The sequence below is a fragment of the Helicobacter fennelliae genome, from assembly GCF_900451005.1.
Lineage (GTDB): Bacteria > Campylobacterota > Campylobacteria > Campylobacterales > Helicobacteraceae > Helicobacter_B > Helicobacter_B fennelliae.
Map to the genome: position 1 here is coordinate 1556063 of NZ_UGIB01000001.1, position 14950 is coordinate 1571012.

18 protein-coding genes are annotated in these 14950 nt (G+C 39.1%); all 18 read right to left on the reverse strand.

What is annotated here, in order from left to right; translation table 11 throughout:
* Window positions 1–13 precede the first annotated feature (13 nt).
* The 18 genes from thiF to DY109_RS07730 all read right to left on the reverse strand — a co-directional run bounded on the left by thiF (window position 14) and on the right by DY109_RS07730 (window position 14936).
* Window positions 14–814: a thiamine biosynthesis protein ThiF gene (gene thiF / locus DY109_RS07645; protein WP_023949548.1), complete on the reverse strand. Its 801-nt coding sequence runs from the start codon at window positions 812–814 to the stop codon at window positions 14–16.
* A 53-nt stretch (window positions 815–867) separates the two neighbouring features.
* Window positions 868–1059, reverse strand: coding sequence for a sulfur carrier protein ThiS (thiS, locus tag DY109_RS07650; RefSeq protein ID WP_023949549.1), 192 nt, complete (start codon window positions 1057–1059; stop codon window positions 868–870).
* A 40-nt stretch (window positions 1060–1099) separates the two neighbouring features.
* Window positions 1100–2938 carry an excinuclease ABC subunit UvrC gene (gene uvrC, locus DY109_RS07655; RefSeq protein ID WP_023949550.1) on the reverse strand — a complete coding sequence of 613 codons (1839 nt, stop codon included), beginning with the start codon at window positions 2936–2938 and terminating at the stop codon, window positions 1100–1102.
* Window positions 2939–2997: 59 nt separating this feature from the next.
* Entirely contained in the window at window positions 2998–3933 is a 936-nt protein-coding gene (locus DY109_RS07660) for a thiamine-phosphate kinase (RefSeq protein WP_023949551.1), read from the reverse strand.
* A 13-nt stretch (window positions 3934–3946) separates the two neighbouring features.
* On the reverse strand, window positions 3947–4765 hold the full coding sequence (gene nadC / locus DY109_RS07665; RefSeq protein WP_023949553.1) for a carboxylating nicotinate-nucleotide diphosphorylase: 819 nt from the start codon (window positions 4763–4765) through the stop codon (window positions 3947–3949).
* An 8-nt stretch (window positions 4766–4773) separates the two neighbouring features.
* Window positions 4774–5790 carry a quinolinate synthase NadA gene (gene nadA / locus DY109_RS07670; RefSeq protein ID WP_023949555.1) on the reverse strand — a complete coding sequence of 339 codons (1017 nt, stop codon included), beginning with the start codon at window positions 5788–5790 and terminating at the stop codon, window positions 4774–4776.
* 77 nt (window positions 5791–5867) lie between these two features.
* Window positions 5868–6659: a phosphatidylserine decarboxylase gene (locus tag DY109_RS07675; RefSeq protein WP_023949557.1), complete on the reverse strand. Its 792-nt coding sequence runs from the start codon at window positions 6657–6659 to the stop codon at window positions 5868–5870.
* Window positions 6656–7417, reverse strand: coding sequence for an arginyltransferase (locus tag DY109_RS07680; protein ID WP_307983626.1), 762 nt, complete (start codon window positions 7415–7417; stop codon window positions 6656–6658). The genes DY109_RS07675 and DY109_RS07680 overlap by 4 nt, the downstream gene beginning before the upstream one ends.
* Before the next feature lie 15 nt (window positions 7418–7432).
* On the reverse strand, window positions 7433–7936 hold the full coding sequence (locus DY109_RS07685) for a DUF6115 domain-containing protein (protein WP_023949560.1): 504 nt from the start codon (window positions 7934–7936) through the stop codon (window positions 7433–7435).
* Entirely contained in the window at window positions 7929–8480 is a 552-nt protein-coding gene (locus DY109_RS07690; protein ID WP_023949561.1) for a hypothetical protein, read from the reverse strand. Before DY109_RS07690 ends, DY109_RS07685 begins: the two co-directional genes overlap by 8 nt.
* A 79-nt stretch (window positions 8481–8559) precedes the next feature.
* Window positions 8560–9441 carry a menaquinone biosynthesis prenyltransferase MqnP gene (gene mqnP, locus DY109_RS07695; RefSeq protein ID WP_023949562.1) on the reverse strand — a complete coding sequence of 294 codons (882 nt, stop codon included), beginning with the start codon at window positions 9439–9441 and terminating at the stop codon, window positions 8560–8562.
* Window positions 9441–9983 (reverse strand): DUF502 domain-containing protein, encoded by a 543-nt coding sequence (locus tag DY109_RS07700; RefSeq protein ID WP_023949564.1) that lies wholly within the window; start codon window positions 9981–9983, stop codon window positions 9441–9443. Before DY109_RS07700 ends, mqnP begins: the two co-directional genes overlap by 1 nt.
* A gap of 188 nt (window positions 9984–10171) precedes the next feature.
* Window positions 10172–10912, reverse strand: a complete 741-nt coding sequence (gene truA / locus DY109_RS07705) for a tRNA pseudouridine(38-40) synthase TruA (RefSeq protein WP_023949566.1) — start codon at window positions 10910–10912, stop codon at window positions 10172–10174.
* 5 nt (window positions 10913–10917) lie between these two features.
* Window positions 10918–11931 (reverse strand): LptF/LptG family permease, encoded by a 1014-nt coding sequence (locus tag DY109_RS07710; RefSeq protein ID WP_023949567.1) that lies wholly within the window; start codon window positions 11929–11931, stop codon window positions 10918–10920.
* Complete coding sequence (locus DY109_RS07715; protein ID WP_023949568.1) at window positions 11928–12554, reverse strand: prepilin peptidase; 627 nt, start codon at window positions 12552–12554, stop codon at window positions 11928–11930. The genes DY109_RS07710 and DY109_RS07715 overlap by 4 nt, the downstream gene beginning before the upstream one ends.
* 9 nt (window positions 12555–12563) lie before the next feature.
* Window positions 12564–13196, reverse strand: coding sequence for a protein-L-isoaspartate(D-aspartate) O-methyltransferase (locus DY109_RS07720; RefSeq protein ID WP_023949569.1), 633 nt, complete (start codon window positions 13194–13196; stop codon window positions 12564–12566).
* Window positions 13184–13921, reverse strand: coding sequence for a carbon-nitrogen hydrolase family protein (locus DY109_RS07725; RefSeq protein ID WP_023949570.1), 738 nt, complete (start codon window positions 13919–13921; stop codon window positions 13184–13186). The genes DY109_RS07720 and DY109_RS07725 overlap by 13 nt, the downstream gene beginning before the upstream one ends.
* A complete protein-coding gene (locus tag DY109_RS07730; protein WP_034550378.1) occupies window positions 13911–14936 on the reverse strand; it encodes a ribonucleotide-diphosphate reductase subunit beta in 1026 nt (341 codons plus the stop codon). The genes DY109_RS07725 and DY109_RS07730 overlap by 11 nt, the downstream gene beginning before the upstream one ends.
* Window positions 14937–14950 lie beyond the last annotated feature (14 nt).

Here is a 14950-nt window from a genome sequence, read left to right on the forward strand (position 1 = left end):
CCCCTCAAATCTCCTATAATCCCTCGCACAAAAGCTCAAGCACCAAATTAGCTTGATGTCCTGCGCAAATATTTACGCGTGGTGCCATAAGCCCATTTCCGGGCTTTGCGCCGCTTACTAAGTCCCCGCATACATAAAAATTATGCGTGATTTTGTGCGTTTGCACGGTATTTGAGTTGCCATATCCAGCAAGTCCTGAAGCACTTATAAGCGTAGTTTTTGGAAAGTGTTTGTGAAAATTTTGAGCAAGCATAGCTTTTGCTAATGCGCTATCAAAGGCTTCACAGACTATATCAGCGCCAGCTAAAAGATCTTGTATATTGCTCTCATCTATCTTAACGCTAAAAATTTCTACCGCGATAAAAGGATTGATAGAGGCGATTTGCTCTTGCAAAGCTTCAGTTTTAAGCTTGCCTAAATCCTCCACCCTGTAAGCTTGGCGGTTAAGATTGCTTGGCTCTATCACATCAAAGTCGATGAGTTTAAGCTTGCCTACTCCGCTTCGCGCAAGCATTATAGCTATGTGCGAGCCAAGCCCGCCAAGCCCACACACCGCCACGCAGGCGTCTTTAAGCCTCTCATGCACTTTTGGGGTATGGCGCGCGCTCATCATCGCCTCAAGTGCTTCACGTAGCGGCAAAACGCCTCTTTTTATACAAAAAAGTTCATCGTCTTCTTTGAGTTCCACCACCTCACGCGTAGCAAAGCCGTTGATGATCCACACATCACTTTGGCTCGTGCTTTTGGTGCTTAAAAATTCGACATTTGTCTTAGCATTTGTTTGCTCGTAAGCATTGTTGAATTTGACTCTCATACGTGTATCCTTTATGATTTCTCACACACCTAATTTCTTACTCGCCTAATTTCTTATCCGCCACCCACAAAGCTTACAATCTCCACTTTATCATTTTCTTTTAGCACGATATGCTCAAACTCTTCTCTTGGTAAAATCCTGCCATTGAGCTCCAAAGCGATAAACTCCACTTTAAGATTCTGCTCTTTGATATAGTCTTTAAGTCGCAACTCTTTTGCTTGTATTGTTTTGCCATTAATAATCATCATTTCTCCCTAAAAGAATCTAAAAGCCCTATTATACATTTTATTCTGTTGCTTTTATCATTGTTTGCTTTGTTGCAGCTTTTTTGCTTTTAAGTAGCTCCTCCAAAGCTTCCTTATCTAAGTCCTTGATCGCTCCATAGCTTCCCATAAGGGCTAAAAGTTTCTTTATCTTTGCTTCGCTTAAGCCTTTTTGGGTCAGCTCATTATACGCGGTGAGGGCGGATTTTTTCTTTTGGCGATGATAGGTGATTACATAGCGATGTGCCTCATCGCGCAATTTCTGCAAAAACTGCAGTCGCTTATCACTTGGCTCTAACGCAAACACATCGTGTGCTGTATAAATGCTATCCCTTGCATTGCCCTTTGCCCTATATGCCTTAGAATCTATCTTTTGCTTAGCGATCCCCACCACATCGACATACACCCCCGCAGAATCCAAAATCTCTCTTGCCAAACGCACTTGTGCCACTCCTCCATCAATCAGCCACAAATTTGGCGCAGGATAATCCCCAAAATCTTGCGCCCTTCTTACAAGCATTTCTTTCATTTGCGCGTATTCATCACTTCCTTGAAGCTTATATCTGCGATAAGAGTTTTTATCAAAATCTCCATTTTCATACACAATCATTCCTCCCACGCAATGCTCTCCGCCGTGATGACTCGTATCAAAAACTTCGATTCTAAATGGTGTGCTTTGCAATGCCAAAAGTTCTTTGAGATTTGCAAGTATAGATTCTTCAGAATGTGCGCTTTGGCTTGTTTGGTGAAGGATTTCTTTGGCATTTTTTTGAGCGAGTTGGATAAGCTTTAGCTTTTCGCCTTTTTGTGGAGCGATGATAGAGATTTTGCTTCCTTGTCTTTGGGTAAGAAACTCGCTCAAAGCCTCTATCTCAAGCCCTTCCAAACTTGGAAGCACGATTTCTTTTGGAAGCAATGGAAGCTTTTGTGCGTAACGATTCAAAATCACTTGCGTATAAATCTCACTTGGAATAAAATCATAATCAAAAAACAATGTATCGCTCAAACACGACACAATCCGCCCCTCACGCACAAAAAGGACAAGCAAAATCGCCTTTCTTTGCTCATAATACAGCCCATACACATCAAGATTTGTATCTTTAGCAAGATCAATAAGTGAAAAGCTCTGCAAATTAGAGAGCTTTTTTATCCGCTCTCTGTAAATTAATGCCTCCTCAAAGCGCATAGATTCTGATAGTTCGAGCATTTTTTGATGTAGAAGTGCGAGGAGTTTTTGGGGTGATTTAAGCGTGGCTATCACAGATTGGATTATCTGTGCGTATTCTTGCTTTGAGATTTTGCCCTCACATGGTGCATAGCAGCGATTGATCTGATGAAAAAGACAGGCTTTTTTGCCTTTGAGGCAGGATTTTTTCTGCACGAGCTTAAAGAGCTCATACACACTCTCTAAAATATCGCGACAACCGCTTGGATAAGGACCAAAATATAAAATATTTTTGCCTTTTGTGATTTGGCGCACAATCTGAGGCGTAGGAAAATCATCGCTACAATCAAGCGCGATATAGGGGTAAGTTTTATCATCTCGCAAAAGGACATTATATTTTGGCTTGAGTTGCTTAATGAGTGAATTCTCCAAAATCAGCGCATCTTGTTCAGAATCTACAATAATAATCTCAAGCCTGCCAATCTGGCGCACCATAAGCTGGATTCTCTGGCTTGTTTTTGGGTTTGGAATGGGCGTGTGAGATTCTAGGGTTTGTGAGAGTGCAAAATAGCTTTTGACTCGCTTTTTAAGGTTTTTGGCTTTGCCGACATAAAGCAATCTATGCGATGTGTCGTAATACTGATAGATTCCGGGTTTATTGGGAAGATTTTGCAATACATGTATCAGATCTTTCACTCTTGATTCCTCTTTGTGTTTTGACTTCTTTGACTTCTTTTATTTATTTTGCGCCGGCTTTAGTGCCATAATAGTGTTTTGTATTTTTTGCCCCGCTTTGAAGCATATCCTATGGGCTGAATGTGTAAGCGCATGGATTTTGCGATTCGCATAAGTTTGTGTTTATGCTTTGGGGCGATTGCAAAGAGTAATTCATATTCTTCACCACTCAAAAAATGTCGCGATAATTGCGATAGTCGCGATTTTTTATGGAGTTTTATACCAAGATGATTAAGTGTGCTTAGGTGATTTAGCTCACTATACACGCCATCAGAGATGTCAATCCCGCAATGCGCAAATGATGCTACTTTGTAAATAAATTTCTCTCGTAAAGTTGGCTCGATAAATCGCAAAAACCGCTTTGAACGCGAGATTTTGCCACTGCGCAAAAGCCATTTGAGTGCATACAAACTCTGCCCTACTTTGCCTGTGTGATAGAGCAAATCTTTATTCTGAAGCCCCGTGCGCAAAAGCGGCTTAGATTCTAGTGCGCCAATAATACTAAGATGAAAAGCTAGATTCTGCCCGCTTGTCGTATCTCCGCCGATAAAAACTACATTATATTTTTTGGCGATATATGCCAAGCCTTGCACGATTTCTAGAATCTCAAATGCCAAAAGATTTGGAAGCGTGATAGAGAGCAAGGCATATTTTGGAATCGCATTCATCGCGATAATATCAGAGAGATTGACAAGCATAGCTTTTTTGGCGATGTCTTTGAGGCTTAGCCATTCTCTGCGAAAGTGAATCCCCTCGCAGAATCCATCACTTGCGATTACAAGTTGTTTGTGGGCTTTGAGGTATTTTGCGTTTGGGGTATTTGTGTTTATATTTGAAATATTTGGGTATTGGGTAGCATTCCAAGTATCAAATGCAAGCACCACGCCATCATCGCCGAGCTTTTTTGTAACACCCTGCTTGATAAGAGATTGTATAAAAAACCGCTCTTTATCCATATAATCTTCACGCTTAATGCATTTTCATACTCATATCAATCCAGCGCGCTTGATGAATGATAGCCCCACAGCTTATCGCATCAGCACCAAGGCTACCATACAAAGCGATATTATCTAATGTAATATTTCCACTTAACTCTACAAGGGTTTTTGGATTTGTAGCATTTCTCATTGCGATAGCTTTTTGTATCTGAGCTATTGGCATATTATCACACATCAAAATATCAGCACCAGCCCTCAATGCGCGCTCAAAAAGCTCTAGATTCTCGCACTCTATTTCTATATTTGTCCCAAAAGATAGTCGCTCTCTTGCGCTTTTTATAAATGATTCAAGATTGTGAATATGCCTTAAATGCGTATCTTTAAGCATAAGCAAAGTATCAAGCCCAAATCTATGATTAGAAGCACCACCATTACGCACAGAATATTTTTCAAACTCACGCAAAAGTGGGCGCGTTTTGCGTGTGTCTAATAGCTTTGTCGGAGAATCTTTCAAGGCTTTGACATACAAATGCGTCAATGTCGCAATCCCGCTACTATGTTGCAAAAGATTCAAAAGCGATCGCTCGATTTTGAGAATCTGCGTGTAGATTCCGCTTATTTGTAATAGCTTTTCATTTGCTTCAAAGCTTTCTTTATCCTTCTTGCTTGAGAGAATCTCAATGCCACATTGTTCGCATAATCGCGTGATGTATTTTTCCCCAGAAAAAATCCCCTCTTCCCTAGCAATAACATACGCTTTGGCTTGCTTATTGCTCTTTTCAAATACTTCTTCAAACAAATCGCCTCGCCCATAATCTTCACACAAAATAGATTCTATAAAATCACGCATAAATTCTCCTATTTTGAAAGCTCAAGCATTCGATCAAGCGCGATTTTTGCGTATTTGGCGACATCACTTGGAATGATTATTTCATTCATACTTTTAAATAAATCGCTTTTGTTTTGCGTAAAAGACTCAAGCACCAAAAGCACATCTTGTAATGTCGTCTCATTCATTGTCGGACATTGAGGAATCGTGCTTGAAAGCACAAAGGTATTTTTTGAGCCTGAACGCAAACGATTGACAAGATTAAATTCTGTGCCGACAGCTACTGCTTGGTTTGGATCTAGATTCTTGACAAATTCTATAATCTGACTTGTCGAGCCTACGAAATCAGACTGCGCGACCACACTAGGATCGCATTCTGGGTGCGTGATAATCAAAATATCTTTGTAACGTTGGCGAAAAAACGCAATATCTTTGGTGGTGAAAAGCTGATGCACAGAGCAGAATCCATCATAGCAAATCACAGCAGAATCTACAATCTCCTCTTTGCTTGCCTGCCCTAGCACACAGGATTTGAGGTTGTTTTTGCGCGCGAGATTAAGCCCCAAACATCGATCAGGCAAGAAAAATATTTTTTTATTGGTTTGCAAGGCATAATCAAAGATTTTGCTCGCATTGCTTGAAGTGCAGACCACACCACCCATTTTGCCGACTTTTGCCTTGACTGACGCATTTGAATTGATATAAGTGATTGGAAAAATGTCTTCTTTTTTGATTCCTGCTTGATTGAGCGTGTCTATACTTCGATCAAAATATTCATCATCAATCATTTTTGCCATAGAACAGCACGCGACTTTTGGCATAATCACACGCTTTTGCGGAGCTAAGACTTTCACACTCTGCCCCATAAACGCAACCCCACAAAACACAATCAAAGAATGCGGACTCAAAGACGCTTTTTTGGCAAGCTCTAAGCTATCTCCGCTCAAATCAGCAAGCTCTAACACTTCATCTCTTTGATAATAATGCGCAACAAGAAGGGCATCTAAATTTTTGAGATGCTGTTTGATTTGGTCTTGCACACTCATATATCCTCCTTTGGTTGTGGATTCTAGCTATAAAATTGGTTGTGAATTTATTTTACAATTATTTATGAAGTGGCATTCTAACTCAATAAAGCTATTTTTTCACCAAAACGCACTTGAGAATGGGTATTTTTTGTCAAAGTGATATTTGAAGCAAAAAGCACGATTGTAGAACCCATCATAAACATTCCTAGCTCCTCGCCTTTTTTGACTTTAATTGGCGTAGGATAGGTATAGATCTCTTTTGTATTTGCTTTGGCATTGGTTGTGATTTTGGGCTCGAAGTGAAAAATCATCTGCCCGACATTAAGTGCGCCGATAGCCACAAAATACAGCTTTGTATTGTTTTTTGTTTTGGCAATCACCACCACTCGTTCGTTTTTGATAAAGAGATTTTGATTTTTACGCAGTGAGGGCTGATTGACAGGCAATAGCACGCCTCCAAAATACCGCACTTCCAAAATCTCCATATCGCATGGACAATGATAACGATGATAATCACGTGGTGAGAGATAGAGATTGATATAACTATATGTAGAATCTAGATTCTCGCCCAAAAGCTCGCTCACGCGATATTCCATACCTTTAATCTGAAGTGCCATATCATCTCTTACTTCACCTTGAGCCATAATCACGCTATCAGTGGGTGAAATCAACACATTTAAACTAGAATCTAATTCCCGCTTCACAATCAGCGCACGCGTAAAAAGCGCATTAAGCGTAGGGTAAGAATCAAGCGGTGCAAAATCACTCAAATCAATCTTAAAAATCCATACATAGACTTTATTGATGATGATTTGAAACCACTTTGGAAATGCATATCCTGCAAATGCCCCAAAAAGCCTTGAGATTGTGTTTGTTGTGTTTGTCATAATTGCTCCTTTTGTATTGTTGGATTTTGGATAGCAAACTTTTTCCAGATAGGTTTATCAAAAATATCAGGCTCACCTACAAGAATCTCAAATGGCATAAATTTTTGTTTATACCCCATGCTGTGGTGATTTTTGATCCAATAGCCCGGATAAAAATATTTGATTTTTTTATTTTTGGCGATGAGGAGTTGGGTGAGGATATTAAAAGTGCCTAAACTTAAATGCTGAAATGCGTGATCATAAAAAAAATAAGTCGCTGAAATGCTATTATACAGCCAGTCAAAATACCCGACACCTACAAGTTGATTATTGATTTTGTAAGTGATCTCATACCCAAAATCATTATACCCATAGATAAAATTTTCATTATACATCTCTTGAGTGATTGGGCGATACCCCCAGCCTTTTTTGGTATCCATAAAGGTATGGTAGCGATGATAGAGACTAAGCTTTTCCTCACTCAAACTTGGGCGAGAAATCGTAATGAGTGTGTTTTGGTTTTTGTGCAGCACGCGTTTGTGCGATCGACTTGGCTCAAACAAAAGCGGAAGCTGTCGTATAGAGATACATTCTTTGCAACTCGCGCATATCGGCACAAAAAAATACTCACCAAATCTCCGCCACCCTCGCTCAATCAGCCCTTCACAAAAATGCTTCGAGCAGTTTTGGATATAAAAATACCGAAAATGCGAACAACGATCAGAATAATAACTGCAAGTATCGTTGGGATTTGAGAAAAATTCATATAATTGCAACAAACAAACCCACTTCAATCACTTGATATTTGCCAATTTCAAAGTAAATTCAACTTCTCCACGCCCTATACGCAATTCTTTAGCGATAGAATCTATACTAAAGCCGTTTTGAAACATATCGATGATTTTTTTCTCATCAATATCGCCACCGCTAAAGCTTAGAGAGCTATACTCACGCATACGATTTTCAAGCCCTATGTATTTTTCATCAAAATAATTTCGTAAATCCTTGAGATTCTCCTCAAGCACCATTGCTTTTTTGTTTAAATCAATAATTTTGTCATTTATGCCACTTTGAAGCGCATCTCCGCCCAAAAATTCTGCACTCTCTTGACTTTCTTGGATTTTTTGTTGTGTTTTTTGGATTTTGTAAATCTCTTTTGCAATCGCCTCTATCGCACTTTCAAATCGATTAATCCGCTTTGTTGCGTCTTTGTCTTTGGCGATCATATAGCCTAGCACGCACAGCACGATAAATCCTAATCCGCCGATACAAATAAAAAATAACTCTTCATCAATCATTTTTATTCCTTTTTTGTCTAAGATATTCCATTTCTTTATTTGCAATATAAGAATCAAGCGCCATTATATCACTTGAATGCATGGTTGTGATTTTGATGACTTTAGCATCGATTGCCTCACCAAATACCGCTACAAAACGATAAGGCATATTTGGAAGGCAAAAACGCAAATAATACAAGCCATTTGGCACAAATTCTGCATTTCCACAGCACACAATGCCATGTCCTAATGCGTTGATTACACCTTTGTTTTGCAATGGCAAAAGTGCATCAGAGCTTTTGTCGATATGGTGTTCTATTTTGGCAAGTTTTTGATAAATCTGTGCCAAAAGCTCCAAAATCAGCACTGAAGTGGTGTCTTTTTCTTTAGGGATTGTATGCAGGACTTGCGAGATAATATCATTATTTTTTTCTCCAAATAGCTCATATTCTTGCAAAAACGACTCTTTATTTTGGATATGCTCAAAACTCACTTCAATCAAACAATCCACAATGCGCGTTTGGATTCCAGCATTATGCGTAATGTCTAAAAATTCTTCTCTCACTTTTTTTCCTTATACATCTTTAATATCTTGAAATTATCACTTTGATTTATGATTTAGATTCATCTCGCGACCCAATCTCTCATCGCATCATACAATCAATCACGATAAATACAAACAATATAAACCCCAAATATCCATTTGTTGCAAAAAACGCTTTAGGGATATTCGCAAAATTTACATACACAAGATACTGCTCATATATAAGCATACACGCACTTACAAAAATACCAACAAAGCCAATCACGCCAAGCCCACACAAATACCCAAAAACACACCATAGCCCAACCGCACAGCAATGAAAGACTCTTGAGATCCAAAGCGCGTTTTGCACCCCAAAACGACTCGGAATCGAAAATAGCCCCTCTTGCTTATCAATCTGAATATCTTGCAAAGAATACAACACATCAAATCCTGCCACCCAAAACATCACTCCAAATGCCAAAGCCACGCTCCAAAGCGGAATCTGCCCCTCCACAGCAATCACCCCTGCAATAGGTGCTAGAGCGAGTGAGATCCCAAGCACAAGATGCGCAAGTGATGAAAACCGCTTCATCAAGCTATATCCGCCAAGCACGATCAAAAACGGCACACAAAGATAAAACGCCAAGTCATTGATATAATAACTTGCCACCACAAAAACAAAGGCATTAATGAGGCAAAAAAGTATAATTTCTTTGTGTGAAATTCTACCATCTACGCTTGGTCGATGCTTTGTGCGGGCATTTCTAGAATCTATCTTTCTATCGCATAATCGATTAAACCCCATAGCAAAATTACGCGCACTCACAAGCGCAATCGCACAAAGCAAAAACACTCTCCAACCCATAAAAATACTTCCATTGACTTCATGTGAAGCCACAACCATAGCGATCAAAATAAAAGACGCGCTAAAAATCGTATGTTCAAACATCACTAATTCACTGAAATTTTTGAGTTTGCAAAAAATTGCAGTTGTATTCATTATTTCATTCCTAGCGAGACGACTTTTTTGAGCCCTTCAGCCACGCTCATATCAGACTTTCTCACATTTGCTTTGGGGATTTTAAACAAGATTCCAGAGGTTGGATTAGGCGTAGTAGGGACAAACACCCACAAATACTCATCTTCTTCTTTGGTGATAAATCCTATAACCTCACTCTCGCCAAATTTCACATACGCTACGCCTAAATACGATTCGCTACCTTTGCCAGAAAACATCTGCACAACATCTTTTAAGACACTATAAATCGAGGCAATTCCGGGAATCTTATTGATAAAAAATTCAGACATTTTTAGCAGGATAAAATCTTTGTTTTTCTCAAGCAAATACCCTGCATACGCCAAAATCACAATCATAATCAGCACGATACCAAGTGTAGCAAGCGTGTTGTTTGCAGTTGTGTTAAAAATCACGCTAATAATTGCTGCCAAAATATCATACACAAACTTCAGAATCCAAATAAGAATAATAATCGGCGCGAGGGCTAGCACGCCCTTTCCGATAAATCTAAATAATACACCCATTTATCTTTCCATTTATATTTTTATGCAATGCCAAATCTACAAAAGCTGTATTTTAGCATTTTTAGCAAACATACGCAACTCAAAAAATCTATTTGTAATTCTAGAGTTAATGTTGCAATTTAGAATCTAGGTTGTCATTGTAAGAAAACAAAGTAATAACAAAGCAATCCAAAAAATAAATAAGAATCTCAATACCACACTTTTGCAAAAAATAACCCCTGTGGGCTTGCTAAGCTTGTATGATGCTGTTTTGTAGCATTGAGTTGTAAGCAAAATTCCGCAAATGTGAGCTTGCCTTGCGAGACGGCAAGAGCAGCCCCTATAAGCATTCTAATCTGCGCACGCAAAAAGCCATTGGCTTGGATATGCACGAGATAATAAGTGCTATGAAAGCGGTGCAAGATTTTGCATTTTGCATACATGATATGGCGAATATCGCTTTTGGTTTTTGAGCCTTGTTTTTTAAAAAGCTCAAAATTATGCCAACCTATGCAAGCCTCAAGACATTGCCGAAAAAGCGCAATATCTCCTATGTGCTCGTGTGAGATATAAGGTGCTAGAAATGGATTTTGCAAATGTGGCGAGAAAATATAATAATAGCTCCGCTTTGTCGCGCTAAAACGCGGGTGAAAATCCTCCTTTACTTCCCAGATTTTGCGGATAAAAATATATGGATAGAGTTTTTGTGAGAGAAGATGATGAAGTTTATTTGCCTCCCAATGCTCTTGAGCTGAGATAGTAATCACCATACCTAGCGCATGCACGCCCTTATCAGTCCTGCCTGCACCAAGTGGTAGAGAATCTATACCTATACTTTGCAATACTTCAAGGATTTTTTCACTCACGCTTTGGATATGTTTTGTCTTCTGTGGTGCAAAACCACTAAAAAAAGTGCCATTGTATGCGATTTTGAGCGCAAAATGTTTCATAGATTTTAGTAAGTTTTAAAAATATAATATCGATACAGCATATATGAGATGATAAACCACACAATAGGCAAAGCGACAATTCCGATAAATGGAGCATTTTGGCTAAAAATATGCATCAAAATAAAATACAGCCCAACGCTCACAAGCAAATACACATAGCTAAGGTTTTTGTGAAAGCGAGGATTTGCCACCCCAAACACAAGAATCAAAAATATACTCGCCACAGGAAAAAGCGAAGTGATGATTGCTTGAGCGAGCCGTTTGGCTTGTGAATGCGAAGTGAGTGCTTGCTGCCAATATTTCCACAAATCATACGAGCTTAACATTACTTCATCGGTTTTGGTATTGACTTGCATTTGCTCAAAATCAACCTTTTGCATTTTGCCTGATTGCGTAAAATACGCGCTACCTTTTTTGAGGATAAGCGTAAAGATTCCTTTTTGGTTGAGGATTTCGCCCTCATCAGCAGTGATGAACGCCTCTTTAGATTCCACATTGTTTGAGAGCAAAACAAGCCCTCTGTAATGTTTATCTTCTGCGCTATCGACATACACAAGCCAATCCCCTAGCTTTTGTCCAAACTCGCCAGCGCGGATATTAATATTGACTTCTGCGCGCTTTTTTGCCATGAAATTTGAATAGGCGTTTTTTGAAAGCGGAATGAGTACAAGCGAAAAAAGCAAAAGCGTGGCACTTGCTAATACGCAAAGCGCGCTTATGGATTGCAGAATCTGCTTTGGAGAAATGCCAAGTGAAAAAAACACCAAAAGCTCATAATCAAAAGAAAGTCTTGATAGCCCAAGCACGCAGGCTGAAAAAAATGTAATCGGAATGATGAAAAACACAGCATTAGGAATTGAATACAAAAAAACCTGCCCCAAATCTAAAAAATTAAGCTTGACAAATTGTGTAATAGTCGCGAGATTGATAAGTAGCACCACAGACGCCACAAAAAATAGCACGATAAAAAATGGCGTGAAAATCTGTGAAATAGAGAGAAAGAGATATTTTTTTATCACACCATGATTCCTATCACAAATCCACCGCTTATAAATGGTATGAGTGGAATTTTGTAGAGATGTTTGTGTGCGAGCTTGTAGAGGACAAACACCGCGCATGCCAAGACGCAACCCCAAAAAATGCTTAAGATGAGATTATACATACCAAAAAGCGCGCCGACACTTGCGCAAAATACAATATCTGCCTCGCCTAAGATTTCTTTGTGTAAAAGCATTTTGCCAATAACATAAACAAGCCCAATCACCCCAGCACCCATAAACATATCTTCAAATATGTCTAAATCCAAAACAAAAATAAATTTTATGCCACCTAAGGCTAGGAGTATGAGATTCTGCCAATTTGGCACGGCGTATTGTTGTATATCCCACACACAAAGTGAGAGGACAAAAATACACACAAAGCTTGCATATATGGCTATCAGTGGCTCATATACATATCCGATAAGCGCGCAGATAATCGCTGATATAATACTTAAGATTCTACGTGATGCAGTGTGTGTGGCGATCATAAAAAACCCGACAAGCCCAATGCAAAATCCGCATATAATGCCTATCCAATTTTGCATTAAAGACATATCAAAATCCCAAAACGAATCAAGGATAATTTCTATATGCTCCAACATAATAGCGTCCTATTTTGCTATGCCGTCCATCACAGGCACAAACAAACATTGCTCTAAAATCTCTTCATGGCATAAGATTCCATTGCGTTTGGTAAATCGTTTGATGATTTGCGTGTTGCCCTCTTGAATCGGCGCGACAAGGATTCCGCCTTCTTCTAATTGATTGATGATTGTTTGTGGAATCTCTTGCTGCAAGCAGGCTGAAAATAAGATTCTATCATAAGGGGCGTATTCTTTCCAACCATTTTTGCCATCATCAAGCTTTGTGATGATATTGCTTACTCCACTTTTTCTAATTCTCTCTCTTGCTTCCAAAAGTAGCTTTTCAATCCGCTCTATGCTAAAGACGCGCCGAAATAGTTGAGCCAAAACCATTGCTTGATAGCCACTTCCGCACCCAATCTCAAGCACACTATCGCCGGGTGTGAGGTATTGAGTCATTTTAGCCACGGTTAGAGGTGAGGAGATCCATTGATCATTTGCCATTGGTAGCGGATCGATACTAAAGGCAAGATGTCGCAAAGATTCTGGCACAAATACTTCTCTATCCACAGCTTGCATAGCTTTTTTGATATTTGCCTGAAGTGCTGGAAATTGCTTTTGGATTTCATCGCACATAAGATGAGTTTTTATTTGCTGCATTCATTGATTCCTGTGTCGATGTATTTACGCATTTTTGCCACTTCTTTGAGGTCGATTTTGTGTGTGATGTTTTCAGAATCTTCATTGCTATATACATTTCCATATGGCGTGATGATTGAGCTTGATTTTGCCATTTGGAGATTTGAGCTTGCGCTCACGACAACAAAGCATTGATTAATAATCGCTAAAGCTCTGCTTAGTGTCTCAAGGTGATGCTTTCGCTGTTTGCCCCATTGCACAGGCACAAAGACAATATCAACGCCTCGCACTTCTTGCCACAACTCCACAAAGCGCAATTCAAAGCAAATGAGTGCCGCACATTTGATAGAATCTATATAAAAAGGAATAATCTCATCGACACTACCCGCCTCAAAATGCAAATGCTCATCGCCAAGTGTGAAGAGATGATGTTTGGATTGTTTGTGGATAAGCTCGCCTTTTGAGAATACTTTGAGGTTATTGTAGAATCTATGGTTTTTTTTCTCAATCATTGTTGTGATGATCGTCCTATCAGCACTCATTTGGAGTAATTCCTGCGTGGCGATTTTGGAAAATTCGCTTGCTTCTTCCATTTTTTGGTAACTAAATCCACTTAACATAAGCTCTGGCGTAAGCGTGATAGAATCTTTTTTATTCTTGCTTATGGCTTCTTTGAGCTTTTTGAGATTGGTTTGAAAGTTTTGCTTGGTTGTGATTTGTAATGCGGATATTTCTTTAAAAGTCATCAAAATTTAAGCTCCCTTTTGTGTAATTAACTACTTTTTGCTCAAAAAAGTTTGTCCGCTGGTCGTTAAAGCTTGAGAATTTATTGATCCATTCTATCGGATTTTTTTGATTATAAAGCTTAGGAAGTCCTACGCGCTTTAGCCTATCATCAGCTAAGAATTTGATATATTTGTCAATGAGCTCATCTGTAAGCCCCATAATATGCCCTTGCGTGATGTATTCACCCCATGCAATCTCAACTTCCACAGCCCTTCTAAACATCTCGATGACTTCTTCTTCAAGTGCTTTTGTAAAAAGATCCGCTCGCTCATCGCGCAAAGCATTGATAATCCTTTGAAAAAGCATTAAATGCGTGATTTCATCGCGCTGGATAAATCGTATCATTTGCGCGCTTGATTTCATTTTTTCATTTCTTGCTAATGTATAAAAAAAGCAGAATCCACTATAAAAATATATGCCTTCCAGAATCTGATTTGCAAAAAGTGCTTTTGTGATATTGTGCTCTGTGGGGTTTGAGGCGAGATTGATATACACATCAGCGATATAGTCGTTTTTTGATTTAAGCTGCATATCTTTACGCCACATTTCATAGATTTCATCGGTGTTTTCAGAGATAGATTCTACCATTACTGCATAAGAGCTACTATGTAGCGCCTCTTCAAATGCTTGTCTGACAAGAGCTAAATTAATCTCAGGGCTTGTAATGTATGGATTGACATTATCGATGAGGTTATTTGTCTGCAAAGAATCCATAAAAATAAGTTGCGCTAATGCTCTATCGTAGCCTGTTTTCTCCTCTTCGCTTAGTATTTTGTAGTCGCGCTTATCATCATTCATATTGACTTCTTCAGGATACCACGAGTTTGCAAGCATTTTTTTCCATAAATCATACGCCCATTGGTATTTGATTTTGTTGAGATCAAAAATAGAAGTTGGATTCCCGCCAAATATCTTTCTGTCATTAACAGATTCATTAGATTCTGGGTTGTAGATTTTTTTGCGCGTTATGGGCATTTGTTGCAGTTGAT

What these genes read in the sequence shown, in the direction of transcription:
- thiF (WP_023949548.1), bottom strand. Translation starts at nt 814, where the DNA reads ATGAGAGTCAAATTCAACAATGCTTACGAGCAAACAAATGCTAAGACA.
- thiS (WP_023949549.1), bottom strand. Translation starts at nt 1,059, where the DNA reads ATGATTATTAATGGCAAAACAATACAAGCAAAAGAGTTGCGACTTAAA.
- DY109_RS07660 (WP_023949551.1), bottom strand. Translation starts at nt 3,933, where the DNA reads ATGGATAAAGAGCGGTTTTTTATACAATCTCTTATCAAGCAGGGTGTT.
- nadC (WP_023949553.1), bottom strand. Translation starts at nt 4,765, where the DNA reads ATGCGTGATTTTATAGAATCTATTTTGTGTGAAGATTATGGGCGAGGC.
- nadA (WP_023949555.1), bottom strand. Translation starts at nt 5,790, where the DNA reads ATGAGTGTGCAAGACCAAATCAAACAGCATCTCAAAAATTTAGATGCC.
- DY109_RS07675 (WP_023949557.1), bottom strand. Translation starts at nt 6,659, where the DNA reads ATGACAAACACAACAAACACAATCTCAAGGCTTTTTGGGGCATTTGCA.
- DY109_RS07685 (WP_023949560.1), bottom strand. Translation starts at nt 7,936, where the DNA reads ATGATTGATGAAGAGTTATTTTTTATTTGTATCGGCGGATTAGGATTT.
- mqnP (WP_023949562.1), bottom strand. Translation starts at nt 9,441, where the DNA reads ATGAATACAACTGCAATTTTTTGCAAACTCAAAAATTTCAGTGAATTA.
- DY109_RS07700 (WP_023949564.1), bottom strand. Translation starts at nt 9,983, where the DNA reads ATGGGTGTATTATTTAGATTTATCGGAAAGGGCGTGCTAGCCCTCGCG.
- truA (WP_023949566.1), bottom strand. Translation starts at nt 10,912, where the DNA reads ATGAAACATTTTGCGCTCAAAATCGCATACAATGGCACTTTTTTTAGT.
- DY109_RS07715 (WP_023949568.1), bottom strand. Translation starts at nt 12,554, where the DNA reads ATGTTGGAGCATATAGAAATTATCCTTGATTCGTTTTGGGATTTTGAT.
- DY109_RS07720 (WP_023949569.1), bottom strand. Translation starts at nt 13,196, where the DNA reads ATGCAGCAAATAAAAACTCATCTTATGTGCGATGAAATCCAAAAGCAA.
- DY109_RS07725 (WP_023949570.1), bottom strand. Translation starts at nt 13,921, where the DNA reads ATGACTTTTAAAGAAATATCCGCATTACAAATCACAACCAAGCAAAAC.
- DY109_RS07730 (WP_034550378.1), bottom strand. Translation starts at nt 14,936, where the DNA reads ATGCCCATAACGCGCAAAAAAATCTACAACCCAGAATCTAATGAATCT.